Origin of the sequence: Nocardioides jishulii, assembly GCF_006007965.1 — a bacterium.
Lineage (GTDB): Bacteria > Actinomycetota > Actinomycetes > Propionibacteriales > Nocardioidaceae > Nocardioides > Nocardioides jishulii.
In genome coordinates this window covers 1,488,794-1,512,907 of the sequence record NZ_CP040748.1, presented here as the reverse complement: position 1 = coordinate 1,512,907, position 24,114 = coordinate 1,488,794, and the positions used below count along the sequence as shown (strand labels likewise).

Here is a 24,114-nt window from a genome sequence, read left to right as displayed (position 1 = left end):
CGTGCCCACCGACGACGTACGGCGGGTGCTCGACCTGGTCGCGGCAGGCCCCGCTCGTCTGGGCACCGCCGACCGCCCCGGGCGGCTGCTCTGCCTCGACGGCCCTGCCGGGTCGGGCAAGACCACGCTGGCGCGCGCCGTGGTCGCCGCCGCGCCGGATGCCCACCTGCTCCACCTCGACCTGCTCCTGGACGGGTGGCAGGGCCTGGCCGACGTCGCCGCGACCCTGGTGCGGGACGTGCTCGAACCGTTGTCGCGGGGGCAGGCTGCGTCGTACCGCCGTTACGACTGGCACGCCGGGCGCTTCGCCGACCGGGTGCCCGTGCCCCCGAGCGCGCTCCTCGTGGTCGAGGGCGTCGGCGCCGGGTCGCGGGCGACGGCGCCCTACCGGTCGGCGAGCGTGTGGCTCGAGGCGTCGGCACCCCTGCGGCGGGCACGCGCCCTCGAACGCGACGGCGACGACTTCGCTCCGCACTGGGACTCCTGGGCCGCGCAGGAGGAGCAACTCTTCTCGCGGGAGCGCACCCGGGCGAGCGCCGACCTGCGGATCACGACCGAGCTCTGACCTCCCGCTGCGCTTCTACTGAGTTCATCCTGCGTTCCTCTGACAGCGCCCCCTCGGCTCCCTACAGTCGTCGCCATGGCTGAACCGGCTGCTGCCACCTCCTACAAGCCGCGTACGTACGCGGCGGTCAAGGTGCTGCCCCCGGCCCAGCGCCACCTCGTGAGCCGGTTCTCCTACGGCGTGACGCCCACGCTCGCCACCCAGGTGCGCCAGCGCCGTGGGGCGGCGAAGTGGTTCACCTGGCAGCTGAAGGGCGCCGCGATCACGGACGCGACCCACCGCACCACCAAGGCGTGGTGGCCTGACCTCGCGCGCAGCCCCGAGTCGTTGTGGAAGCGCAGCAGCGACGGCGTACGCGGTGGTTGGGAGGTGATGGCCGACTACCAGCGCTGGGTGATCACCCGCCGGCGGCAGTCGAAGCAGCAGGTGCTCGAGACCATGACCCAGTTCTGGGAGAACCACCTCTACGTGCCGACCAACGGTGAGCAGTGGTTCGTGCACCGGGTCTCCTACGGAGAGACCATCCGCAAGCACGCGCTCGGCCGGTTCGACAACCTCCTCTACAGCGCCATCACGCACCCGGCGATGCTGCTCTACCTGGACAACGCCACGTCGACGGCGGCCAAGCCCAACGAGAACCTCGGACGTGAGCTCCTCGAGCTGCACACCGTCGGCCGCGGACGGTTCACCGAGTCGGACGTGAAGGACTCCGCCCGGATCCTCACCGGCTGGTACGTCGACATGTGGAAGACGTGGAAGCCGTCCTACCGTCCCGACATGCACGCGACCGGCCGGGTGAAGGTCAAGGGCTTCAGCCACGCCAACTCCAGGGCCGACGGACGTGAGGTCACCCGCCTCTACCTGCGCTACCTGGCCCGTCACCCCGACACCGCACGGCGGATCGCGACCAAGCTCGTCACCAAGTTCGTCGGCGACGCCCCGGCACCCGCCCTGGTCGACAAGCTGGCGAAGGTCTACCTCAAGAACAACACCGCGATCGCACCCGTGCTCCAGACGCTCATCGCCTCCAAGCAGTTCAAGGCGGCCGCGGGCAAGAAGGTGCGCGACCCCATCGAGGACGTCGTGGCGACCTACCGCGCGCTCGGTGTGAAGGTGGCCCGACCCACCACCTCGAACTCTGCCGCCAACGCGGTGCTGTGGCAGACCCAGTCGGTGGGTGCGACCCCCTTCGGCTGGCCGCGACCCGACGGCACCCCGATCGACAACGCCTCGTGGTCGTCCACCTCGCGCGTCATCGCCTCGCTCAGCATGCACTACTCGATGTCGGGGGGCTGGTGGCCCAAGGAGCGGGCCACCTTCCGCACCGCCCGCGCCTGGGTGCCGAAGTCCGGGATGCGCTTCGACGAGCTCGTCGACCACCTGTCGCGCAGCCTGCTCCACCGTCCCTCCACGGCGCGGCTCCTCCAGGCCTGCTGCGAGGCGACCGGCCTCAGGCCTTCCGACCGGATCACCCACGACCACGGACTGGTCAAGTGGGAGATGCCCCGGTTGCTGACGTGCGTCCTCGACTCTCCCGACTTCTTCCGGCGGTGACCCCGATGACCTCCCAGCCTTCTGCCTCCCAGCCTCGCGCCTCCCGCCTCCCACCCTCAGGGCCCTCCTGCTGCGAGGAGTTCGCCCAGGTCGGGCTCTCGCGTCGCGGCTTCCTCGGTGGCGCGATGGCGACCGGCGTGGCCACCACCTTCGGCTCCACCGTCGTGCAGGTCGCCAGTGCCCCGGGGGCGGACGCGGCACCGGCCCCCGCCCGCGCGGTGATGGTGGTGCTCTCGCTGCGTGGTGCCGCCGACGGACTTTCCCTGGTCGTCCCGCACGGTGACCCCGTCTATGCCCGGGCTCGTCCCCGGATCGCCGTCCCCGCCGAGCGCCTGCTGGCCAAGGACGACTTCTTCGGTCTGCACCCCTCCCTCGCCCCTCTGCTGGGGATGTGGGACAGCGGACGGATGGCGGCCGTGCACGCGGCTGGCCTCCCGGCTCGCAACCGGTCGCACTTCTCCGCCATGGAGGAGCTCGAGGCAGCGGCCCCCGGGTCGGCGACGCGCAGCGGATGGCTCAACCGCCTGATCGGCGCCGACCGGAACCCCTCTCCGCTCCAGGCGCTGCAGCTCGGCGGCGGCACTCCCCCGGCAGCCCTCTACGGCCCGCAGCCGTTCCTCAGCGCCAGCAGCATCGAGAACGTGAAGCTCGCGGGCGCCGACCAGTGGGACACCCGCAAGGGGCGTCCCCGTTCGCTGCGCACCCTCTGGGCCAGTCAGAAGGACGGGCTCGGGGCAGCCATGCAGGCGGCGTTCACGGCCGTCGACACCTTCGAGCCGGCTCGCACCAGCAGCACCACCCCGTCTCACGGCGCCACCTACCCCGGCAACGACCTCGGGCGCGCCCTGGCGCAGGTCGCCCGCGTCGTACGCTCCGGCGTCGGCACCGAGGTCGTCACCGTGGATCACGGCGACTGGGACATGCACACCGACGTGGGCAACCTCGAGTGGGGCGCGATGAAGCGCAACGCCGGCGAGGTCGCCGGGGCGCTCGCGGCCTTCTTCACCGACCTGGGCCCGCTCGGCGACACGGTCACCGTGGTCTGCCTCAGCGAGTTCGGCCGCCGGGTGGTGGAGAACGCCAACTGGGGCCTCGACCACGGCTACGGCACCGTCATGCTGCTGCTCGGAGCGGGCGTACGCGGTGGCTACCACGGCCGCTGGCCCGGGCTCAGCGCCGGACCCGACAGCGACCTGCTCGTGACGACCGACTATCGCAGCGTGCTCGCCGAGGTGGTCAGGGCACGGTTCGCGACGAGCACCGCGAGCGTGTTCCCGGGCTTCACCCCCAGTCGCGTCGGCGCCATGGTGGGCCAGTAGCGCTCCCCCGCCAGCGGTGGGCGAACCCGGGTCGAGCTCAGTGCCGGTCGATCAGTGCCGGTCGATCACTCCTGGTCGAGCCAGTGCTGGTCGATCAGGGCCTGGACCTCGGCCACGCCGCGCGTGGCGCGGGCACCGTCGGATCCCTGCAGGGCAGTCACGGAGTAGACCGTGCCGTCGACGAGACGCAGGCGGGCCCACGGGGCGCCGGAGGGCAGGCGGATCGTCTGGGCCTGCTCCCACGCGACCTCGTGGCGGCGGAAGCCGTTGACGACGACCAGTCCCTGCTCCGTGGCGTCGATCCTGGCGCGTGCGACCCCGTAGCCCACGGCCGCGCCACCCAGGACCATGACGGCCAGGGTGCCGAGCTGGAAGGGCGTGTAGGTGTCGCGGACCTCCTGGTCGAAGAGGAACCAGGCAGCCAGGAAGACCACGGCCAGCATGACGCCGAAGAAGATGACCGCCAGCCGCACGCCCAGCGGGCGCCAGGTGTGCGGGAGTGCCACGGTCACGTCGTGCTCCTCAGAGTCGGCAGGCATTGATCTCGGTCAGCAGGATGCCGCGAGCACCCAGGTCGTAGAGCTCGTCCATGAGGCGCTGGGAGCCGTCACGCGGGACCATCGCCCGCACCGCCACCCACCCCTCGCGGTGCAGCGGCGAGACGGTCGGGCTCTCGATGCCGGGCGTGAGGGCCACCGCGGCCTGCACCTGCTCGGAGCGGATGTCGTAGTCCATCATCACGTAGCTGCGGGCCACCAGCACGCCCTCGACGCGACGGCGGAAGACCTCGAAGCCGGGGTGCGACTCGGCGCCGTCACGCGTGACCATCACGGCGGAGGAGCGAAGGATCTCCTCGCCGAAGGTGGCCAGGCCCGCGGCGCGCAGGGTGGAGCCGGTCTCGACGACATCGGCGATCACGTCGGCCACGCCGAGCTGGATACTGGTCTCGACCGCACCGTCCAGGCGGATCACCTCGGCCTCGATCCCGCGCTCCGCGAGGAAGGCCTCCACCACGCCGGTGTACGAGGTGGCGATGCGCTTGCCGGCCAGGTCGTCGAGGGACGAGTAGCGCCCCGCCGGACCTGCGAAGTGGAAGCGGGACTGGCCGAAGCCCAGGTCGCGGATCTCCTTGGCGCTGGCGCCGGAGTCGAGCAGGAGGTCGCGTCCGGTGATGCCGATGTCCAGGGTGCCTGAGCCGACGTACAGCGCGATGTCACGCGGGCGGAGGTAGAAGAACTCGACGCCGTTCTCGGCGTCGGTCAGCGCGAGCTCCTTGGAGTCGCGCCGCTGGCGGTAGCCGGACTCCTTGAGGATCTCCGAGGCCGCCACCGACAGGGCGCCCTTGTTGGGAACGGCGACGCGCAGGAGCGTGCCGTGGGTGGTCTGCGTCATGGAGTGGTCCTCAGAGGTGTGCGTAGACGTCGTCAAGGGTCAGGCCGCTGGCGATCATCAGCACCTGGGCGTGGTACAGCAGCTGGCTGATCTCCTCGGCTGCGGCGTCCTTGCCCTCGAAGCGAGCGGCCATCCAGGACTCCGCGGCCTCCTCGACCAGCTTCTTGCCGATCGTATGGACGCCGGCGTCCAGTGCGCGCACCGTGCCGGATCCCTCGGGGCGGGTCCGGGCGATCTCGTTGAGCTCGTCCCACAGACCTTCGAACGTCTTCACGTGCCCAGCCTAAGCGGTCGCCGCTGGCGGCCCGACCTCGGTCCGCTCACCTGTCGGAGCGGATGTCGCGCAGGAGGCGGGCGGTCTCGAGCGCGGCCGACGTCGCCTCCCACCCCTTGTCCTCCCCCGAGCCGGGCAGCCCGGCGCGGTCGAGGGCCTGTGCGTCGGTGTCGCAGGTGAGCACGCCGAAGCCGATCGCGACGCGGTGGTCGAGCGCGACCCGGGTCAGGCCGTCGGTCGCCGCGGAGCAGACGTACTCGAAGTGCGGGGTGCCGCCGCGGATCACGACGCCGAGCGCGACGACCGCGTCGTAGCCCTCGGCGGCCAGCGCCTGCGCGACGACCGGCAGCTCGAAGGTGCCCGGCACGCGCAGTTCCTGGGCCTGTGCCCCGTACGCCCGCAGGGCGCGACGGGCACCGGCCAGCAGACCGTCCATCACCTCGGTGTGCCAGCTCGCGGCGACGACCGCGACCCGCAGGTCGCTGCAGTCGACCAGCCTGCTCCGGGGTGCTCCTGCTCCACTCACTGCTGCTCCTCCAGGTTGTCGATCGTGTGACCCATGCGGTCGCGCTTGGTGCGCAGGTAGTGCACGTTGTGCTCGGTGGGGCGGGTGGTCAGGGCGACCGTCTCGGCCACCGGCACCCCGAAGTCACCCAGGTCCTGCGACTTCACCGGGTTGTTGGTGAGCAGCCGCACCGACTGCACGCCCAGGTCGCGCAGCACCTGGGTCGCGGCGCCGTAGTTGCGCGCGTCGGCGGGCAGCCCGAGGTCGAGGTTGGCGTCGACGGTGTCGCGTCCCTGGTCCTGCAGCGCGTACGCCTGGAGCTTGGCGACCAGGCCGATGCCGCGCCCCTCGTGACCACGGAGGTAGACGACGACCCCGCGTCCCTCGGCAGCGATCCGCTCCAGCGCCTCCTCCAGCTGCGGACCGCAGTCGCAGCGCAGGGAGCCGAACACGTCGCCGGTGAGGCACTCGGAGTGCACGCGCGCGAGCACCGGCTCGTCGCTGGTGACGTCGCCCATCACCAGGGCCACGTGCTCGGAGTCCTCGACCGGGTTGCGGTAGCCGTAGGCAGTGAACTCGCCGAACCGGGTGGGCAGTGCCGTCACGGCAGCCCGCTCCACGTTGATCTCGTGGCGTCGGCGGAAGCGCACCAGTTCCTCGATGGAGATCATCGACAGGCCGTGCTCGTCGGCGAACTCGCGCAGCTGCGCCGCCCGCTTCATGGTGCCGTCGTCGTTGACGACCTCGACCAGCACGCCGACCGGCGCCAGCCCGGCGAGGCGGGCGAGGTCGACGGCCGCCTCGGTGTGGCCGCGACGCACCAGGACGCCGCCCTCGCGGTAGCGCAGCGGGAACACGTGCCCGGGCCGGGTGAGCTCGAAGGGCTGCGTCTCCGGGTCGGCCAGCAGGCGGGCGGTGCGGGCTCGGTCGGCCGCGGAGATGCCCGTGGAGACGCCGTCGCGGGCGTCCACGGAGACCGTGTAGGCGGTCTTCAGCGGGTCCTGGTTGTGCGGCGTCATCAGGCCGATGTCCAGGGCCGCGAGCTCGGCGGCCGGCATCGGCACGCAGATCACGCCACTGGAGTGGCGGATGGTGAAGGCCATCAGCTCGGTGGTCGCCTTGGAGGCAGCGAAGATGATGTCGCCCTCGTTCTCCCGGTCCTCGTCGTCGACGACCACCACGGCCTTGCCCGCGGCGATGTCGGCGATGGCCTGCTCCACGGAGTCGAGTCGAATGCTCATGCCGTCACCTGTCCGGTCTCGGCGGCCTCGCCGGTGCCCAGGTCCTGCGGGGCAGTGCCGTCGGCCTCGTTGCGCGCGACCTTCCACCAGGTGAAGAAGCCGAGCAGGACGAAGAAGGCGTAGAAGAGGTACATGCCGATCGTGGCGTGCGCGGGGTAGTCGGAGGTGGCCAGGCTCCACACGCCGACGACGTCGACGAGGATCCAGACCAGCCAGAACTCCACCCACCCGCGCGCCATGCCCCAGGTGGCGAGCATCGAGCCGGCCACGATCCACGCCTCGGTGGGCGGGTTCCAGGAACCGATCTGGGTGAAGACGCCCCACGTCACCACCCACGCCACGACACCGACCGCGAGCAGCTGTGCGCGTTCCGACCAGGTGGCCCACCGCGGAGTGATGGCAGCCGAGCCGCTGCCGGCACCCCTGCGCTTCTCCTGGGTCCAGCGCCACCAGCCGTAGAGGCTCACCGCGGCGAAGAAGATCTGCCGTCCGGCCTGGCCCCACAGGGGCTCCTGACCGACCTGGGCGATCGAACCGGTGGTGAAGACGAAGAAGAGCAGGATGTTGCCGACCAGCCCGATCGGCCAGGCGAGCATCCAGCGCTTCATGCCGAGGATGGCGCTGGTGAGCCCGAAGACGTTGCCCAGCACCTCCGGCACGCTGAGGAAGCTGTTGCCGACGGGGATGGTGCCGTCGAAGAGCCAGGCCAGGACATTCATGCGTTGTTCTCCTCGTGCTGCGTGCCGGCGGGCAGGTAGGCCCTGACCAGCTTGGCGACGTGCTTGGCGATGACGTCGGTCTCCAGGTTGACCCGGTCGCCCACCGCTCGGAATCCCAGCGTGGTGCGGGCGAGCGTCTCGGGGATCAGGCTGACGGTGAAGGTCGTGTCGGTGACGTCGACGACGGTCAGGCTCACGCCGTCGACGGTGATGGAGCCCTTCTCCACCAGGAAGGGGGCGAGCTCCGGCGGGAGGGTGATCTCGACGACCTCCCAGTGCTCGCTGGGGGTACGCCGGACGACCTCACCGACGCCGTCGACGTGCCCCTGGACGATGTGGCCGCCCAGCCGCTTGTCGGCGGTCACGGCGCGCTCCAGGTTGACCCGGTCGCCCGGACTCACGCCCGCCAGGCTGGTCCGGTCCAGCGTCTCCTGCATGAGGTCGGCGGTCCACAGGTCCACCGCTCCCCCCTCGTGCGTGGTGTCGACGGCGCTGACGGTGAGGCAACAGCCGTTGACCGCGATCGAGTCGCCCAGGTGGACGTCGTCGAGCACGGTCTCGGCCCGGACGGTGAGGCGGATGGCGTCGGACTGGTCCTCCACGGCGTGGACGGTGCCCAGCTCCTCGACGATGCCGGTGAACATCTCAGTGGTCCTCTCGCAGGGCAGCGCGCGAGGCACTGCCGGACGGGTGCGCGGCGACGACGGTGTCGTGGCGCGGGGTCATGGTCAGGCGTACGTTGGTCTCGACGCCGCTGCCCAGCACCGTGACGTCGGTGGGCTCCAGACGCATGGCGGCGGCGATGGTGTCGATGCCCAGGTCGGCCACGGCCGAGCGGCCGGCCCCCAGGAGCATCGGCGCGACGTAGGTGACGACCTCGTCGACCAGGCGGGCGCGCAGGAAGGCCGCAGCCAGCCGCGGACCGCCCTCGAGGAAGACGTGTCGACGCCCCAGCGAGAAGAGGTCGGCCAACGCTGCCGCGGGGTCGCGGGTGACCAGGTGGAGCGACTCGGCGCTGTCGTCGAGGACGCGGCGCCCAGCCGGCAGTTCGCGCAGCCCCATCACCGCGCGCAGGGGCTGGTGGGCCACCGGCAGGTCGTGCTCGTCACGCACCGTCAGCCGGGGGTCGTCGATGACCACGGTGCTGGTGCCGACGAGCACGGTGTCGCACTCGCCGCGCAGGCGGTGGGTGTCCAGTCGGGACGGTCGGCTGCTGACCCAGCGACTCGTGCCGTCGGCGGCGGCGCTGCGTCCGTCGAGGGTGGCCGCGAACTTCCAGGTGACGAAGGGCCGCTGGTGGACGAGGCCGAAGGTCCACGCCCGGTTGAGGCGAGCGGACTCGTCGGCCAGGAGGCCGGACTCCACGTCGACCCCCGCCGTACGCAGTGCCTCGGCCCCTCCGGCGGCGACCGGGTTGGGGTCGGACTGGGCGAAGACGACGCGGGCCACGCCCGCAGCGAGCAGGGCCTCGGAGCAGGGCCCGGTACGCCCGGTGTGGTGGCAGGGCTCGAGGGTGACCACGGCCGTCGCCCCCCGGGCGTGGGCCCCGGCGCGCGCCAGGGCGTCGGCCTCGGCGTGCGGGGCACCGGCGCCGCGGTGGAAGCCTTCAGCGACGACGTCGCCGGCAGGGCTCAGCAGGACGCACCCGACGCGGGGGTTGGGACCGAGGGGCACGCCCGGCGTCGCAGCCAACGCGAGAGCGCGCTGCATCGCTGCACGCTCCACCGTCGTGCGCGTCGCAGTGCTGTGCGTCATGGCCACTCTCCTGTCCGCTCGCGCGGGACCTGGAGGGTGGCTGGATGGGTCGGGTGCACGACGACGCGATGCACCGACTCACCTGCGTGCGCTTCTCATCCGGACTTTAACCGTCGGTGCAGGAATTTCACCTGCTCAACCGACCACTGGAGGTGGCCGGGTCGCGGACTTTCACCGCCGGTGCGGAATTTCACCGCCCCCAGAGCACGCGAGTTTGTCAACTCGTCCGCTCAGGATAACCCAGCGGGGCGACCAACCGAAGGACGACCCGGGTGGCGAGACTCCCCGGCGAGCCGCAGCCTCAGGTGAGGGGGCTGACGGCTTCGGCCGTCGCCTTCAGCTGTTGGACCATCGCGTCGGGGTCGGCGGCCGAGTAGACGGCCGAACCGGCGACGAAGACGTCGGCGCCGGCCTCCGCGCAGCGCTCGATGGTCTCAAGGCTGACGCCGCCGTCGACCTGCAGCCAGGTCTCCACGCCGTGCTTCTCCATCAGGGCGCGGGCGCGGCGGATCTTCGGGAGGCACAGGTCAAGGAACTTCTGGCCGCCGAACCCGGGCTCCACGGTCATGATCAGGAGCATGTCGAGCTCGGGCAGCAGGTCCTCGTAGGGCTCGATCGGGGTGGCCGGCTTCAGCGCCATCGACGCCCGCGCGCCCTGGGAGCGGATCTCCCGGGCGAGCCTGATCGGCGCCTTCGTGGCCTCGACGTGGAAGGTGACACTGCTCGCGCCGGCCTCGGCGTACGCCGGGGCGTTGCGGTCGGCGTCCTCAATCATCAGGTGCGCGTCGAGCGGGAGGTCGGTGGCCCGGCTCAGGGCCTCGACCATCGACGGCCCGAAGGTCAGGTTGGGCACGAAGTGGTTGTCCATGACGTCCACGTGCACCATGTCGGCACTGGAGATCCGGGCGACCTCCTCGCCCAGGCGGGAGAAGTCGGCGTTGAGGATGGACGGCGTGATCTGGATACCCACGCGGCGAGTCTAGGTGGTGCCGTCGCCCTCCACCTCGCCCGGTGCGGGCTCCTCGGAGGCGCCCTCTGCCTCGTCCCGCTCGGCCCACTCCAGCAGGGGCGCCAGGTCGAACGGGTGCTCGTCGATCGAGGCGTGCAGGTCGCCCAGTCGGGCGTAGCGCTGCGGCACGGTGCGGATGGTGAAGTCGGCCGGCTCGCAGTCGTCCACCTCCTCCCACGCGACCGGCGTGCTGACCTGGGCGTTGGGCACCCCGCGCACGGAGTAGGCCGAGGCGATCGTGTGGTCGCGAGTGTTCTGGTTGTAGTCGACGAAGAGCTGGGCGGGGTCACGGTCCTTGCGCCACCACGCGGTCGTCACGAGATCAGGCGCGCGGCGCTCCACCTCACGGGCGAAGGCGTGCGCGGCCCGGCGTACGTCGGCGAAACCGTGGTCGGGAGGCACGCGCACGTAGACGTGCAGCCCGCTGCCCCCGCTGGTCTTGGGGAACCCCACCGCTCCCAGCTCGTCGAGCACCTCGTGGACGACGCCCGCGACCTGCTGCACCCGCGCCCAGTCGCACTCGGGCCCGGGGTCCAGGTCGATGCGCCACTCGTCGGGCTTCTCGGTGTCGGCGCGGCGACTGTTCCACGGATGGAACTCCACGGTCGACATCTGCACCGCCCACGCCACGGCCGCCAAGGAGGTCACGCACAGCTCGTCCGCCGTACGCCCGTAGCGCGGGAAGAAGAGCTCGACGGTCTCCACCCAGCCGGGCGTCCCCTGGGGGATGCGCTTCTGGTGCACCTTCTCCCCCGCCAACCCCTTCGGGAAGCGGTGCAGCATGCAGGGGCGCTCCCACAACGCGTTGACGATCCCGTCACCCACGCTGAGGTAGTACTCCAGGAGGTCGAGCTTGGTCGCCCCGATCTCCGGGAAGTAGACGCGCTCGGGGTTGGTCACCTTGACCACGCGGTCCTCGACCTCGATCTCGACGTGGGGAGAGGCGGCCATGGCCGTCACGCTAGGACATGGAACGGCTCCGCGCCCAGCACCTAGGCTTCGCGCCATGCGACTCGACCAGCCCTCCGTGGTGCGTCTCGACGTCACGGAGCCGGGCTCACTCCCCCCGGACCGCTGGCCGCTGACGGTGCCAGCGGTGGCGCAGTTCGTGGCCAAGGGCCTACCCCTGGCTCCGGGCGTCACGTTCCTCGTCGGCGACAACGGGTCGGGCAAGTCGACCCTCGTCGAGGCGGCCGCAGCCGCGTACGGGCTCTCCCCGGAAGGCGGCACGATCCACGGCCAGCACTCGACCCGGGCCACCGAGTCACCTCTCGGGTCCTTGGTGCACGCCCAGCGCGGCGTCGGCACCAGACGTTGGGGCTTCTTCCTCCGCGCGGAGACCATGCACTCCTGGTACACCTTCAGCGAGCAGCTCGGCGGACCGCGATTCCACGAGCTCAGCCACGGGGAGTCGTTCCTGGCCGTGGTGCGCCACTACCTCACCGGTCCCGGTTTCTACGTCCTGGACGAACCGGAGGCGGCGTTGTCCTTCGAAGGGACGATGGGACTCATGGTGACGCTCACCGACGTCGTCGCCGCTGGAGGACAGGTGCTCTGCGCCACCCACTCCCCGATCCTCGCCGCGCTCCCCGGAGCGACGCTGCTCGAGGTCGGCGACTGGGGCCTGCGCGAAGCCAGCTGGGACGACCTCGACCTGGTCCGGCACTGGAAGACGTTCTTCGCCTCCCCGCAGAACTACCTGCGCCACCTCGCCGACTGAGGCAGGAGCGGGACCACAGGGCTCAGGTACGACGCAGGGTGGCGGCGTACATCGCGTCGCAGCCGTCGGTGTGGGGCCACAGCTGCCACGACGACTCCAGGTGGGCGTCGTCGCGGGCCCGCAGCACCGCTGAGACCACGCCGATGGTCTCGGCGACCACCGGGGAGCAGGTGGCGTAGACGACGACCCCGCCGGGCCGCACGGCGTCCAGCGCGGAGACCAGCAGGGCTCGCTGGAGCCTGACCAGCACCTCGACGTCGCGGGGCTGACGGCGCCATCGCGACTCCGGACGGCGTCGCAGCGCACCGAGACCCGAGCAGGGAGCGTCGACCAACGCGCGGTCGAAGGTGTCAGGGCGCCACGCCGGACGGGTCCCGTCGCCGGTGACGACTCCGAGGATGCCGTCGCGCACCGAGCGCACCCCGCGCTGGACCAGCTGCGCCCGGTGGTGCTGCGACTCGTTGGCCAGCACCTTGGCACCGCGCTGCGCAGCCAGCGCGGCCAGCAGGGCGCTCTTGCCGCCGGGGCCGGCGCAGAGGTCCAGCCACCTCTCGTCGCGCCCCTCGACCGAGGCGTCCGCCAGGGCCAGCGCCACCCGCTGGGACCCCTCGTCCTGCACCCCGGCGCGGCCCTGCACCAGGGCCGGGAGGCTGGTCAGGTCACCGCCGCCCCACGTCCAGGCGTAGGGCGAGCGACCGGTCGGTTCCGCACCTGCCGCGCGCATCTCGTCCTCGTCCACGAGGCCGGGCCGGGCGACGAGGGTGACCTGCGGCGCGGCGTTGTCGGCCTCCAGCAGCGCCGGCAGCTCGGCACGGTCGCGACCGTGACCCTCCAGTGCCTCGGCGAGCGCGTCGACCACCCACGCCGGGTGTGACGTGGCGACCGCCAGCTGCGCCGCGCTGCCGGGCTCTCCGGGCGCCACCTGATCGATCCAGGCGTCGAGGTCCTGGGACGCCACCTTGCGCAGCACCGCGTTGACCAGACCTGTGGGCCCCTGGCCGACGCGGTCGCGCGTGAGCTCGACGCTGGTCGCGATCGCGGCGTGGTCCGGGACGCGCATGGCCAGCAGCTGGTGGACGCCGAGCCGGAGCACGTCACGCACCTTTCCCTCCAGCTTGGGCTTGGTCAGGCAGGCGTCGATGATCGCGTCGTACGTTCCCTGCCCGCGCAGAGCACCGGAGGCCAGCTCGGTGACGAAGCCGGCGTCGCGTCCGGAGAGGTCGTACTTCTCCAGCATCTGCGGCAGAACGAGGTTGGCGTAGGCGTCGTCGACGCGCACCGCCTTGAGCACCTCCCACGCAGCGCGGCGCGCCGGGTCGACCTTCGGGCGCGACGGCGGGGCGCTCCCCGCGGGTCCGGGGCGGCTCTGACGGCCTCGACCCGCTCGGCGGCGGTCGTGATCACCCATCGGCGAAGAACTCCTTGACCAGTCTCTTGGGGGCCCGGGCGGCCCAGGCATCGGTGATGATCTCGCGCAGCTCGTCGAGCGTGAGCTCGCCCAGCCTGGACTGCTGCACCAGGACGGCGTTGGTGCGTCGGAAGTGGTCGATCGTGAAGAAGGGCGTGGCCACCTCGTCCACCAGTGCGGCCTTCTCCCCCGGTCCGGCGGTCACGATGACGAGCAGGTCGTCGTACATCTCCCCCGTCGCCGGGTCGATCGCGCTGGAGTGCGGGTGGCGGTAGAGCACGAAGCCGCGCCCCTTCTCGCCAGCCGGCACCTTCCAGGTGGGGACGTCGCCCCACGTGGTGCCGAACTCGGTGGCGGGCAGCGCCGCGCAGATGGCGTCCACGTCCTCGGGGCGCGCGGCTCGACTCATGCCTGCGAGCGTACGCACCCCCGACGGCCTGCGTCAGCCCTCGTCGCCGAACCGCACGCCGGACTCGAGACGTACGCCCCGTGCCCAGTCGGCGGCGGCCATCTGCTTCTTGCCGAACGCCTTGACCTCCCCGAGCTGCACCGGGACGGTGCCGGTGCCGACCAGGACAGCCTTCTTGGTGACCTCCAGGACGCCCGGCTCGAGCGGCTCGTGGTCGGTGAGGGTGACCGGACCGATCTTGATCCGCTCGCCCTCGTGCGTGCTCCAGGCGCCCGGCGCAGGCGTGCAGGCACGGATCTGGCGGTCGATGGCGACCGCCGGGGCGGTCCAGTCGACCCGGGCGTGCTCGACGAGGATCTTGGGGGCGATCGTGACCCCGTCCTCGGGCTGCTCGCGGGCCTCGATCTCGCCGGACTCGATGCCCGAGATGGTCTGGACCAGCAGGGGGGCGCCCGCCTCCGCGAGACGTCCGAGCAGGGTGCCGGAGGTGTCGTCGGGGCGGATCCGCTCGGTCATCACGCCGAACGTGGGACCGGCGTCCAGCGCCTTGACGATGCGGAACGTGGTTGCCCCGGTGTACTCGTCGCCGGCCCACACGGCGTGCTGGACGGGAGCGGCCCCGCGCCAGGCCGGCAGCAGCGAGAAGTGCAGGTTGATCCAGCCGTGGGTGGGGATGTCGAGGGCTGACTGCGGCAGGAGCGCGCCGTAGGCGACCACCGGGCAGGCGTCGGGGGCCAGCTCGCGGAGCTGCGCCTGGAACTCCTCGTCACGCGGGTGCTCGGGCTTCAGCACCGGGATGCCGAGCTCCTCGGCGCGCTGCGCCACGGGACTGGCGACCAGCTTGCGGCCGCGGCCCGAGGGAGCGTCGGGTCGGGTGACGACCGCGACGACCTCGTGATCGGACTCGACGAAGGCGTTGAGGGAGGGAACGGCGACCTCGGGGGTGCCGGCGAAGACGATGCGCATCAGAATCCGAATCCGTTCGTGGCGTGGGGTGAGACCTTGACGACGGGCTGCTCCAGCCCGAACCACTCCGACTCCCGGATCTCGCGCATCGCGGCCCGGCGGGCCTCGGCGTCGAGGCGGTCGATGAACAGGACGCCGTCGAGGTGGTCGGTCTCGTGCTGGATGCAGCGGGCGAGCAGGTCGGAGCCCTCCACCGTGATGGGCTCGCCGTGCATGGTGAAGCCCTTGGCGACGACCCGCAGCGCGCGCTGGCAGTCGTAGGTCAGGTGGGGCAGCGAGAGGCAGCCCTCGGGGCCGTCCTGGACCTCGTCGGAGAGGTCGAGCACCGGGTTGACGAGATGACCGAGCTCACCGTCGATGTTCCAGGTGAAGACCCGCATGCCCACGCCGAGCTGCGGCGCAGCGAGTCCGGCTCCCGACGCCTCCAGCATCGTGTCGGTGAGGTCCTGCACGAGGGTGCGCAGCTCCTTGTCGAACGTGACGACCTCGAGCGCTGGCTTGCGCAGGATCGGGTCGCCGAACAGGCGGATGGGCTGGACTGCCACGCGGGGGCTCCTCGTCAGGTCGGTGCAACCGCTCAGTCTACGGAGCCGTCGACCGCGAGCCGGGACCGCCCGCTGCCTCAGAGCACGTGCGGGTCGACCTGGACCCGCACCGCGGCGAGCCTGCGGGCCGAGCGCAGCCGCTGCATGGCGAGCAGCGACTCGCTGAGGACGCTGCCCTGGTGCCGGGGCACCCGCAGCACCACCCGCACCTCGTCGGGCTCCTCGGGGGCGCCGGCGCGGTCCTGGGCCCGCCGTTCCACCGGCACGGGGCCGAGCACCTCCGCGACGTCGGGCAGGGTCACCAGGGCGAGGGCCTCCTCGACAGCGTCGGCCTCCCCGGTCACCGTCGCCATCCGGACGGCGGGTGGCAGGTGGGCGCTGACCCGCTCCTCGAGCTCGCGCGCGGCGAACCCCGCCGGGTCCCAGCGCACGAGCGACTGCAACATCGCAGACCCCGGGTCTCCCACCGCCACGACGCGTCCGTGGGGGCGTACCAGGGACGCGGCGTTGAACCAGCGGCGTACGACTTCCTCGTCGCTGCGCAGCTCGGGTCGCCCCAGGCCCAGCCAGGTGTCGAGGAGCAGCACGGCGGCGTAGCCCCGCGAGGCGGGCGGCTCGGCCCCGGGGGTCGCGACGACGATGTCGGCGTCCTCCCCCACCGCGGCGATGATCCGGTCGCCACCCGAGCTGCGCACCGTGTGCCCGGGAAACATGCGCCCCATCTCCTCGGCCGTGCGGTCGCGCCCAAGGACCGGAGCCCGCAGGCCCTGCGCCCCGCAGGTGGAGCACCGCCACTGGTGGTCGACCACACCGCACCAGCCGCACGAGGGAGGGGACGCCGGATCGGTCAGCTGGAGAGGTCCGCGGCAGGCGCCGCACCGGGCCGGCGTCCGGCACCGCTCGCAGGCCAGGTGGGGTACGTAGCCCGAGCGCGGCGTCTGGACCAGCACCGGCCCCTCGTCAAGGGCGCGGCGCACCATGCCCATGGCGGGACCGGGCACGCGCGCCCCCCGGTTGCGCTCGTCGTTGGCGACCACGTCGACCCGGACCTGTTCGCGCACGACGGCGCGCGACGGCGCGATCGGGTGGGCCCAACCGGTGCGGACGAGGTACTCGGCCTCCACGGTGCGGGTGGCCCCGCCCAGCAGGACGGCGCACCCCTGCACCTCCGCGCGGGTCAGCAGCACCTCCCGGGCGTGCGGGTAGGGAGCGCGGGGCTCGCAGTGCAGGTCGTCACCGTCGTCCCACATCACCACCAGCCCCAGGTCGCGGACCGGGGCGAAGGCAGCCGACCTCGTGCCGATGACCACCTGCACGTCGCCCCGCAGGGCGGCGAGGAAGGCGGCGTACCGCTTCGCGGGCCCCTGGTCGGCGGTCAGGACGGCGTACTGCTCGGGACCGACGACGTCGTCGAGCGCCGCGCCCAGTCGGGCGACGTCGCGGTGGTCGGGCACGCAGACCAGCGCGCCGCGGCCGGAGACACGGGCCCGGGCGACGGCCTGGGCGACGAGCAGGGCCCAGTCGGCGCCCGGCAGGCACTGCCACACCGCGCGTGGTGCGCCCCCCTCGGCCAGGTGCTCCAGGAACGGGCCGGCCGCCTCGTGGCCGGCCCAGGCACTCGCGGCAGCCACCGAGGTGGAGTCCAGTGGCGGGGTTCGCGGCACACGCTCGGCCTTCTCCGTCGTCGCGTGGCGCGGCGGCACGGCGAGGCGCAGGACGTCGGCACGGGCCCCCGCGTAGCGAGCGGCCACGAGTGCGGTGAGTCGCTCGACCTCAGGCGTGAGCACCTGCTCGGGGCTCACGACCCGGCGCAGAGGGCTCAGTCGTCCGTCGTGGTCACTGCCGGCGGCCCGCTCGACGACGAAGCCGTCGACGTCCTGCCCGGCGAAGCGGACCTTGACCCGTACGCCGGGGCGGGCGGAGGCGTCCATGCTGGCAGGCACGAGGTAGTCGAACGGGCGGTCCAGGTGGGCCAGCGGCACGTCGACCAGCACCCGGGCCACCGGGTCGACCTCGGCCGGCGCCTCCTCGCTGCGGCGGCGCATCTCGGCCTCCCCGCGGCGCGCGCGTCCCCCGGCCACGGACGCACGAAGGCCGGGCAGCATGTCCAGCTGCCCGGCCTCGTGCGTCTCACTCATGTGCGCATTGATACCAGCCCGCGCCGACAGCCGAGCCGTCGACGGGTCCTGCCCCCGGAGGGGCCGGACTCACACGCCGGCAGCGGCCCGCAGGGCCTCGGCACGGTCGGTGACCTCCCAGGTGAAGCCGGGGAGCTCACGACCGAAGTGCCCGTACGCCGCGGTCTGCGCGTACTTGGGCTTGAGCAGGTCGAGGTCACGGATGATCGCGGCGGGACGCAGGTCGAAGACCTCCAGCACCGCCTCCTGGATCTTCTCGTCCGGGACGACGCCCGTGCCGAAGGTCTCGATGAAGATGCCCACCGGGGCGGCCTTGCCGATGGCGTAGGCGACCTGCGCCTCGCAACGACGGGCGAGGCCGGCGGCGACCACGTTCTTCGCGACCCAGCGCATGGCGTACGCAGCGGAACGGTCGACCTTCGAGGGGTCCTTGCCCGAAAAGGCACCACCACCGTGGCGGGCCATGCCGCCGTAGGTGTCGATGATGATCTTGCGACCGGTCAGGCCGGCGTCACCCATCGGGCCGCCGACGACGAAGCGACCGGTCGGGTTGACCAGCAGGCGGTAGCCCTCGCTGGGGATGTCGAAGCTGGCGAGCACGGGCTCGACCACGTGCTGCTTGATCTCGACCTCGAGCTTCTCCAGGTCGGTCTCCTCGGAGTGCTGCGTGGAGAGGACCACGGTGTCGACGCGCACGGGACGGTTCTCCGCGTCGTACTCGATGGTGACCTGGGTCTTGCCGTCGGGACGCAGGTTCGGCATCGTGCCGTCCTTACGGACCGTCGAGAGCCGCTCCGAGAGGCGCTGCGCGATGGTGATCGGCAGCGGCATGAGCTCGGGGGTGTCGTCGCAGGCGTAGCCGAACATCAGGCCCTGGTCGCCGGCACCCTGCTTGTCGAGCTCGTCCTCGGAGGTCTCGACGCGGTCCTCGTAGGCGTCGTCGACGCCCTGGGCGATGTCGGGCGACTGGGCCCCGATGGCGACGCTGACGCCGCACGAGCTGCCGTCGAAGCCCTTCTCGGAGGAGTCGTAGCCGATCTCGAGGATCTTCTCGCGCACGAGCTGGGCGATGGGCGCGTACGCCTTCGTCGTCACCTCGCCCGCGACGACGACCAGACCCGTCGTCAGCAACGTCTCGACCGCCACGCGGCTGGCCGGGTCGTGCTCGAGCAGGTAGTCGAGGATGGTGTCGCTGATCTGGTCGGCGATCTTGTCCGGATGACCTTCGGTCACGGACTCGGAGGTGAAAAGGCGTCCTGCCACAGCTGACTCTCTCCCCAGGGTGATTGGTGGACCTGCAAGCCTAAAGAAGTTCCAGCATGCAAGAAAGGCGTCTCACATCACGAATCGACGCACGACCTGGTCCCAGATGGCGTGGGCCACGGTGGTCTTCGACGCCCGCTCGACCTCGACGGCGTCGCCCGACGCGCTGAGGATCACCGCCGCGTTGTCCTCGGCTCCGAAGACCGCTCCCCCGCTGACGTCGTTGACCACGAGCAGGTCGCAGCCCTTGCGGGCGAGCTTGGCCCGCCCGAGCTCGAGGACGCTGCCGGTGTCGTCGCCTGTCTCGGCGGCGAACCCGACGACGACCTGGTCGTCGCGGTGACGCTCGTGCGAGATCTCGGCGAGGATGTCGGGGTTCTGCTCGAGGTGCACCGCGGGGGCGGAGCCGTCGGAGGCCTTCTTGATCTTGGCCTCGCTCGTCGTGGTGGGCCGGAAGTCGGCCGGGGCCGCGGCCATGACCACGGCGTCGGCCTCGGGTGCGGCGGCGAGCACGGCCTCGCGCAGCTCGTTGGTCGTCTCGACGCGCACGACCCGTACGCCGGCGGGGTCCGGGAGCGTCACGTTGGCGGCCACCAACGTCACCCGGGCGCCCCGGGCGGCGGCGGCGCGGGCCAGGGCGTACCCCTGAAGGCCCGAGGAGCGGTTGCCCAGGAAACGGACCGGGTCGAGGTACTCGCGGGTGCCTCCGGCCGAGACGAGGACGTGACGCCCCGCCAGGTCGGCGGAACCGACGCCGCGGGCGAGCACCTGGACGCTCGTCTCGAAGATCTCGGCGGGCTCGGGCAACCGGCCCTTGCCGGTGTCCTTGCCGGTGAGGCGACCCTCGGCCGGCTCGATGACGACCGCGCCACGCTCGCGCAGGGTCGCGACGTTGGCCTGCGTGGCCGGGTGCTCCCACATCTCGGTGTGCATCGCGGGGGCGAAGACCACCGGGCAGCGAGCTGTGAGCAGCGTGTTGGTCAGCAGGTCGTCGGCCAGGCCGTGGGCCGCCTTGGCCATCACGTCAGCGGTGGCGGGGGCGACGACGACGAGGTCGGCCTGCTGGCCGATGCGTACGTGCGGCACCTCGTGGACGCTGGCCCACACGTCGGTCGAGACGGGCTTGCCCGACAGCGCGGCCCACGTCGGGGCTCCCACGAACTCGAGGGCGGCGGCCGTCGGGACGACGGTGACGTCGTGGCCCGACTCCGTGAAGCGACGGAGGAGCTCGCAGGCCTTGTACGCGGCGATGCCGCCACTGACCCCGAGGACGACACGCGGCCGCATCCCGGTGGGGGGTGCGGCCGGCGCGGTCGTGGTCACCGGTGAGGTCACTCGGAGTGAGCAGCCTCAGACTGGGCAGCAGACTGGGCTGCAGCCTCGGCGGCCAGCTCAGCCGGGTCGACGTCCTCGCAGGTGAGCAGGTCCTCGTTGATCTCGCGCAGCGCGATGCTGAGCGGCTTCTCCTGGACGTGGGTGTCCACGAGGGGGCCGACGTACTCGAGCAGGCCTTCGCCGAGCTGCGAGTAGTAGGCGTTGATCTGGCGGGCGCGCTTGGCGCTGTAGAGGACCAGCTTGTACTTGCTGTCGGTCTTGGTGAGCAGGTCGTCGATCGAGGGGTTGGTGACGCCCTCGGCATCGATCAGGGGAGCAGACACGCGTGGCCTCGCAGATGTTCGTAGTGGGCCGTACGCGGTGCGGCGTACGGCAGTCGTGCACGTTCGTTGGCGGGTCTCACGACCCAGACCGGATCAAGGCTACCAATTCATCCACGGCAGCGGGAACTTCGTGGTTGACGATGGTGACGTCGAACTCACTCTCGGCGGCCAGTTCCTCGCGCGCGGTCTCGAGCCGGCGGGTCCGTTCCGCCTCGGTCTCGGTGCCGCGGCCGACCAGGCGGCGCTCCAGCTCCTCGAACGACGGAGGCGCCAGGAAGACGAAGAGAGCCTCGGGCATGGTCTGGCGGACCTGGCGCGCGCCCTGGAGGTCAATCTCCAGCATCGCGGGGCGACCGGCCTTCAGCGCCTCCTCGACCGGGCGGCGCGGCGTGCCGTAGCGGGCGGCCTTGTGGACCACGGCCCACTCGAGCAGCTCGCCCTGCTCGATCATCCGGTCGAACTCCTCGTCGGAGACGAACAGGTAGTGCACGCCGTCCACCTCGCCGGGGCGCGGGGCGCGCGTGGTGGCGCTGACGGAGATCCAGACGTCGGGGTTGGCGTCGCGCATCCGCGCGGCGACGGTCCCCTTGCCGACGGCAGTCGGGCCGGCCAGCACGACGAGTCGCGACGGGGCCTTCGCCTCGGGCGCTGCCGGGGTCTCGCTCGCCCGGGCGGTGGTCGCTGTGTCGTCAGCAGCGTTCACGGCGTTCACGCGCCGTCGGAGAACTCGCGCTCGAGCGCGGCGATCTGCTTGACGCCCAGCCCGCGCACCCGACGGCTCTCGGCGATCGCGAGGCGCTCCATCAGGGCGGTGGCCCGCACCTTGCCCAGACCCGGCATCGCCTGGAGCAGGTCGATCACGCGCATCTTGCCGACGACCTCGTTCACCTGACCCTCGCGGATCACGTCGATGATCGAGGCTCCGGAATTCTTGAGTCGGTTCTTCACCTCGGCCCGCTCCCGGCGAGATGCCGCCGCCTTGTCGAGCGCCGCCTGACGCTGTTCGGGGGTGAGCTGGGGCAGTGCCACGTCGGTGTTCCTCGTCGTCGTCGGTGGGGGGCCGCGCCGAGCGGCTGGGTCAATCTAGTCACCCGTGATCCGGGTGCCGCAACCAGGTGCCCGGGTCCGGGGCGGCTGGCCGTGGGGGTCAGCTCCCATTGTGGGCCACGCCGGATCAGCGGTCGAGGGCGGCCACGTCGTCGTTGGCCCGGCGCGCAGCCGCGACCAGTGCTGCGGCCTCGGGACCGGCCGCGAGGACCCCGCGGCTGGTGCTGGGGATCACCGCGCGGGCGGTCGCACCGAAGATGCGCCGCATGTCCTCCACCGTCCCGCCCTGGGCGCCGTAGCCCGGCACCAGGATCGGTCCGTTGACGTCGAGGTCGGTGCCCGCGTCGTCGATGGTGGCGCCCACCACGGGGCCGAAGCTGCCGAGCGGCTCCGCGCCCGCGTTGAGCTCACGCAGGGAGTCGAGCACCGTCGCCGCGACCGTACGCCCGTCGGCGGCCGTGGCGCGCTGCACCTCGTGCCCCTCCGGGTTGGACGTCAGCGCCAGCACGAAGAGGCCGGCGCCGTGGCGCCGGGCGGTCTCGACCATCGGGGTCAGCGAGCCGAAGCCCAGGAAGGGGCTGGCGGTGACCGCGTCGGAGAAGAGCGGCGAACGGGGGTCGAGGTAGGCGTCGGCGTAGGCCTGGGTGGTCGATCCGATGTCACCGCGCTTCACGTCCATGCAGACCAGGGCGCCACCCTGACGAGCCACCTCGACGACCCGCTCCAGCACGGCGACGCCGCGGCTGCCGAAGCGCTCGTAGAACGCGCTCTGCGGCTTGAGCACGGAGACCTCCGGTGCCAGCGCCTCGGCCACCGTCAGGGCGAACCGCTCGAGTCCGGCCACGTCGTCGTCGAGCCCCCACGCCTGGAGCAGCGAGGGGTGGGGGTCGATGCCCACGCAGAGCCGACCACGTTCACCGATGGAGCGGTGCAGGCGCGCGCCGAAGGGCGCGAGGGGCTGGGGCGTCGCGGCGGTGGTCATGAGGTCTCCTCGAGGTCGTGGACGAGCCGGGTGATCAGGGTGGGGTCGTGCAGCAGGCCGGTGCCGACCTGGACGGCCACCGCACCGGCCGCCAGGTAGTCCCGCACGTGCTCGGACGTCGTGATGCCCCCGCAGGCGACGACCGGGATCTCCGGAGCGGTGCGTACGAGCGTGCGGACGGCTGCCGTCGCCACGGGGCGCACGGCGGGACCGCTCAGCCCGGCCGGGCGGCCGTCCGGCATCGCGGCGGCCAGCGCTCCCCCGACCACCACGGCACCGGCCCCGGCGTCGCGCACGGCGCGGGCGGTCTCGACGACCCGCACGGGGTCAGGACGCACCTTCACCAGCAGCGCCAGGTCGGCGGGGAGCTCGCGGCGTACGGCTGCCACGGCGGAGGCGGCGTGGAACGGCTCGCGCGCGTCGAAGGCACCGACGCCGTCGGCGTCGGGTGAGGACAGGTTGACCTCGACGCCGACCAGTCCCGGCGCACTTGCCAGCAGGTGGGTGAGCTCGGCGTACTCACCGAGCGTCGACGCGCAGAAGGAGACGACGACGCGGGCCCCGGCGCGCACCAGCCAGGGCAGCTCCTCGGCGAGGAAGACCTCCAGGCCCGGGTTGTGGAGCCCCACGGCGTGCAGCAGCCCGCTGGGCGACTCCACCACCCTCGGCATCGCCCCTCCCGGGTGCGGGTGGCGGGTCAGGGTGCGGGTGACGAACCCGAGGCCGTCCAGGTCGACGAAGGGCGCCAGCTCGCGCCCCGTGCCGCCGCACCCCGACGCGACCATGACCGGGTGGTCGAGGCGGAGCGCGCCGAGGCCGGGCGCGCTCACGGCAGGGCCTCCCAGTCGATCCGGTGGCCGGGCAGGACCGGCCCCTCGGTGCAGGCCCGTACCTGGCGCGGGACGGCGTCGTCCCCCACGACGGCGACGACGCACCCGTGGCACAGGCCGGTGCCGCAGGGCATGGGCACCTCGAGCGCGACCTGGCTGGGGACGTCGGACGAGGCGGCGATCGAGGCCACGGCACGTACGGCGTCCGGGCGCCCTGCGGTGTAGAGCACGCCTGCCGACGAGGAGGCGAGCAACGAGCCCACGTGGTCGGCGACGACGCCACGGTGGCCCACCGACCCGTCCTCGGTGACGACGACGACCTGACGGACCAGGCGCCTCGCCTCACGCACGGCCAGGAGGTGCTTCTCGTCGCGTGCCCCCACCAGGAGGGTCACCGGGCACTCGCGGGCCCGGAGGCGCTCGGCGAGCGCCAGCAGCGGCGCGACGGCGTGCCCCTCCCCCACCAGCAACGCCGCGACGGGCTGCCGGGGCAGGGTGAAGGGGCGCCCCAGCGGCCCGGTGAGGGCGATCCGGGTGCCCACGGCCAGGTCGGCGAACCACGCGCCGGAAGGGCTGCCGGGGTCGACGACGACCTCGATGGTGGGGCCGAAGGCACTCGCGGGGTCGACCCGGTGGATCCACCAGGCTCGCGCAGCCAGGCGGTCGTCACCTGGGGAGGCGACCACGAAGGTGCCGGGCCGGAAGGCCGCTGGCACGCCCGGCGCCGCCAGGCTCAGGACGCGGAACGCCCCGGCGCGACCGACGGCCAGCACTTCCCCCCGGACACGCAGGGGTCCCGGGGCGGAGGTGGCGGC

Annotated in this window: 27 protein-coding genes and 1 riboswitch; of the genes, 4 read left to right on the top strand and 23 right to left on the bottom strand. The window is 72.2% G+C overall.

Annotation, left to right across the window (positions count from 1 at the left end):
- The first annotated feature begins 1 nt into the window (after position 1).
- From FCL41_RS07100 to FCL41_RS07090, 3 genes are all read left to right on the top strand, one after another.
- Positions 2–565: a 4-amino-4-deoxy-L-arabinose transferase gene (locus FCL41_RS07100; protein ID WP_239021826.1), complete on the top strand. Its 564-nt coding sequence runs from the start codon at positions 2–4 to the stop codon at positions 563–565.
- A gap of 75 nt (positions 566–640) precedes the next feature.
- Positions 641–2,119, top strand: a complete 1,479-nt coding sequence (locus FCL41_RS07095) for a DUF1800 domain-containing protein (RefSeq protein ID WP_137066809.1) — start codon at positions 641–643, stop codon at positions 2,117–2,119.
- A gap of 5 nt (positions 2,120–2,124) precedes the next feature.
- A complete protein-coding gene (locus FCL41_RS07090; protein WP_137066808.1) occupies positions 2,125–3,438 on the top strand; it encodes a DUF1501 domain-containing protein in 1,314 nt (437 codons plus the stop codon).
- Positions 3,439–3,503: 65 nt separating this feature from the next.
- Here FCL41_RS07090 and FCL41_RS07085 read toward each other — a convergent pair whose 3' ends face one another.
- From FCL41_RS07085 to ligD, 10 genes are all read right to left on the bottom strand, one after another.
- Positions 3,504–3,950, bottom strand: a complete 447-nt coding sequence (locus tag FCL41_RS07085) for a PH domain-containing protein (RefSeq protein WP_239021825.1) — start codon at positions 3,948–3,950, stop codon at positions 3,504–3,506.
- A 10-nt stretch (positions 3,951–3,960) separates the two neighbouring features.
- Positions 3,961–4,830 carry an ATP phosphoribosyltransferase gene (hisG, locus tag FCL41_RS07080; protein ID WP_137066806.1) on the bottom strand — a complete coding sequence of 290 codons (870 nt, stop codon included), beginning with the start codon at positions 4,828–4,830 and terminating at the stop codon, positions 3,961–3,963.
- Positions 4,831–4,840: 10 nt separating this feature from the next.
- Entirely contained in the window at positions 4,841–5,104 is a 264-nt protein-coding gene (locus FCL41_RS07075; RefSeq protein ID WP_135832187.1) for a phosphoribosyl-ATP diphosphatase, read from the bottom strand.
- A 46-nt stretch (positions 5,105–5,150) separates the two neighbouring features.
- Positions 5,151–5,630, bottom strand: a complete 480-nt coding sequence (gene ribH / locus FCL41_RS07070) for a 6,7-dimethyl-8-ribityllumazine synthase (RefSeq protein ID WP_137066805.1) — start codon at positions 5,628–5,630, stop codon at positions 5,151–5,153.
- A complete protein-coding gene (locus FCL41_RS07065; RefSeq protein ID WP_137066804.1) occupies positions 5,627–6,850 on the bottom strand; it encodes a bifunctional 3,4-dihydroxy-2-butanone-4-phosphate synthase/GTP cyclohydrolase II in 1,224 nt (407 codons plus the stop codon). The genes ribH and FCL41_RS07065 overlap by 4 nt, the downstream gene beginning before the upstream one ends.
- A complete protein-coding gene (gene pnuC / locus FCL41_RS07060; protein ID WP_137066803.1) occupies positions 6,847–7,569 on the bottom strand; it encodes a nicotinamide riboside transporter PnuC in 723 nt (240 codons plus the stop codon). Before pnuC ends, FCL41_RS07065 begins: the two co-directional genes overlap by 4 nt.
- Positions 7,566–8,213, bottom strand: a complete 648-nt coding sequence (locus FCL41_RS07055) for a riboflavin synthase (protein ID WP_137066802.1) — start codon at positions 8,211–8,213, stop codon at positions 7,566–7,568. Before FCL41_RS07055 ends, pnuC begins: the two co-directional genes overlap by 4 nt.
- A 1-nt stretch (position 8,214) precedes the next feature.
- Positions 8,215–9,324 (bottom strand): bifunctional diaminohydroxyphosphoribosylaminopyrimidine deaminase/5-amino-6-(5-phosphoribosylamino)uracil reductase RibD, encoded by a 1,110-nt coding sequence (gene ribD / locus FCL41_RS07050; RefSeq protein WP_239021824.1) that lies wholly within the window; start codon positions 9,322–9,324, stop codon positions 8,215–8,217.
- Positions 9,325–9,406: 82 nt separating this feature from the next.
- Positions 9,407–9,536: riboswitch (FMN riboswitch) on the bottom strand.
- 89 nt (positions 9,537–9,625) lie between these two features.
- Positions 9,626–10,294 (bottom strand): ribulose-phosphate 3-epimerase, encoded by a 669-nt coding sequence (rpe, locus tag FCL41_RS07045; RefSeq protein ID WP_137066801.1) that lies wholly within the window; start codon positions 10,292–10,294, stop codon positions 9,626–9,628.
- Positions 10,295–10,303: 9 nt separating this feature from the next.
- Complete coding sequence (gene ligD / locus FCL41_RS07040; RefSeq protein WP_137066800.1) at positions 10,304–11,284, bottom strand: non-homologous end-joining DNA ligase; 981 nt, start codon at positions 11,282–11,284, stop codon at positions 10,304–10,306.
- A 55-nt stretch (positions 11,285–11,339) separates the two neighbouring features.
- Here ligD and FCL41_RS07035 point away from each other — a divergent pair, with 55 nt between their 5' ends.
- Positions 11,340–12,053, top strand: a complete 714-nt coding sequence (locus FCL41_RS07035; protein WP_137066799.1) for an AAA family ATPase — start codon at positions 11,340–11,342, stop codon at positions 12,051–12,053.
- Positions 12,054–12,075: 22 nt separating this feature from the next.
- Here the strand turns inward: FCL41_RS07035 and FCL41_RS07030 are convergent, their stop codons facing one another.
- From FCL41_RS07030 to FCL41_RS06970, 13 genes are all read right to left on the bottom strand, one after another.
- Positions 12,076–13,461, bottom strand: a complete 1,386-nt coding sequence (locus FCL41_RS07030) for an RsmB/NOP family class I SAM-dependent RNA methyltransferase (RefSeq protein WP_137066798.1) — start codon at positions 13,459–13,461, stop codon at positions 12,076–12,078.
- The gene (locus tag FCL41_RS07025) at positions 13,454–13,870 is read right to left on the bottom strand and encodes an MmcQ/YjbR family DNA-binding protein (protein ID WP_137066797.1); all 417 of its coding nucleotides are present in this window, start codon (positions 13,868–13,870) and stop codon (positions 13,454–13,456) included. The genes FCL41_RS07030 and FCL41_RS07025 overlap by 8 nt, the downstream gene beginning before the upstream one ends.
- Positions 13,871–13,903: 33 nt before the next feature.
- Positions 13,904–14,836 (bottom strand): methionyl-tRNA formyltransferase, encoded by a 933-nt coding sequence (gene fmt, locus FCL41_RS07020; protein WP_137066796.1) that lies wholly within the window; start codon positions 14,834–14,836, stop codon positions 13,904–13,906.
- Positions 14,836–15,381: a peptide deformylase gene (gene def, locus FCL41_RS07015; RefSeq protein ID WP_137066795.1), complete on the bottom strand. Its 546-nt coding sequence runs from the start codon at positions 15,379–15,381 to the stop codon at positions 14,836–14,838. Before def ends, fmt begins: the two co-directional genes overlap by 1 nt.
- Before the next feature lie 77 nt (positions 15,382–15,458).
- Positions 15,459–17,519, bottom strand: a complete 2,061-nt coding sequence (locus FCL41_RS07010) for a primosomal protein N' (protein ID WP_170970309.1) — start codon at positions 17,517–17,519, stop codon at positions 15,459–15,461.
- A gap of 69 nt (positions 17,520–17,588) precedes the next feature.
- Positions 17,589–18,782 carry a methionine adenosyltransferase gene (metK, locus tag FCL41_RS07005; RefSeq protein WP_137066794.1) on the bottom strand — a complete coding sequence of 398 codons (1,194 nt, stop codon included), beginning with the start codon at positions 18,780–18,782 and terminating at the stop codon, positions 17,589–17,591.
- Between the two features lie 72 nt (positions 18,783–18,854).
- Positions 18,855–20,069 (bottom strand): bifunctional phosphopantothenoylcysteine decarboxylase/phosphopantothenate--cysteine ligase CoaBC, encoded by a 1,215-nt coding sequence (coaBC, locus tag FCL41_RS07000; RefSeq protein WP_137066912.1) that lies wholly within the window; start codon positions 20,067–20,069, stop codon positions 18,855–18,857.
- 44 nt (positions 20,070–20,113) lie between these two features.
- A complete protein-coding gene (rpoZ, locus tag FCL41_RS06995; RefSeq protein WP_137066793.1) occupies positions 20,114–20,440 on the bottom strand; it encodes a DNA-directed RNA polymerase subunit omega in 327 nt (108 codons plus the stop codon).
- 76 nt (positions 20,441–20,516) lie between these two features.
- Positions 20,517–21,056 carry a guanylate kinase gene (gene gmk, locus FCL41_RS06990; RefSeq protein ID WP_137066911.1) on the bottom strand — a complete coding sequence of 180 codons (540 nt, stop codon included), beginning with the start codon at positions 21,054–21,056 and terminating at the stop codon, positions 20,517–20,519.
- Positions 21,057–21,148: 92 nt separating this feature from the next.
- Entirely contained in the window at positions 21,149–21,469 is a 321-nt protein-coding gene (gene mihF, locus FCL41_RS06985; protein WP_137066792.1) for an integration host factor, actinobacterial type, read from the bottom strand.
- 145 nt (positions 21,470–21,614) lie between these two features.
- Complete coding sequence (gene pyrF / locus FCL41_RS06980; RefSeq protein WP_137066791.1) at positions 21,615–22,469, bottom strand: orotidine-5'-phosphate decarboxylase; 855 nt, start codon at positions 22,467–22,469, stop codon at positions 21,615–21,617.
- Positions 22,466–23,299 (bottom strand): nitronate monooxygenase, encoded by an 834-nt coding sequence (locus FCL41_RS06975; RefSeq protein WP_137066790.1) that lies wholly within the window; start codon positions 23,297–23,299, stop codon positions 22,466–22,468. The genes pyrF and FCL41_RS06975 overlap by 4 nt, the downstream gene beginning before the upstream one ends.
- Entirely contained in the window at positions 23,296–24,072 is a 777-nt protein-coding gene (locus FCL41_RS06970; RefSeq protein ID WP_137066789.1) for an iron-sulfur cluster-binding protein, read from the bottom strand. Before FCL41_RS06970 ends, FCL41_RS06975 begins: the two co-directional genes overlap by 4 nt.
- Positions 24,073–24,114: the final 42 nt, after the last annotated feature.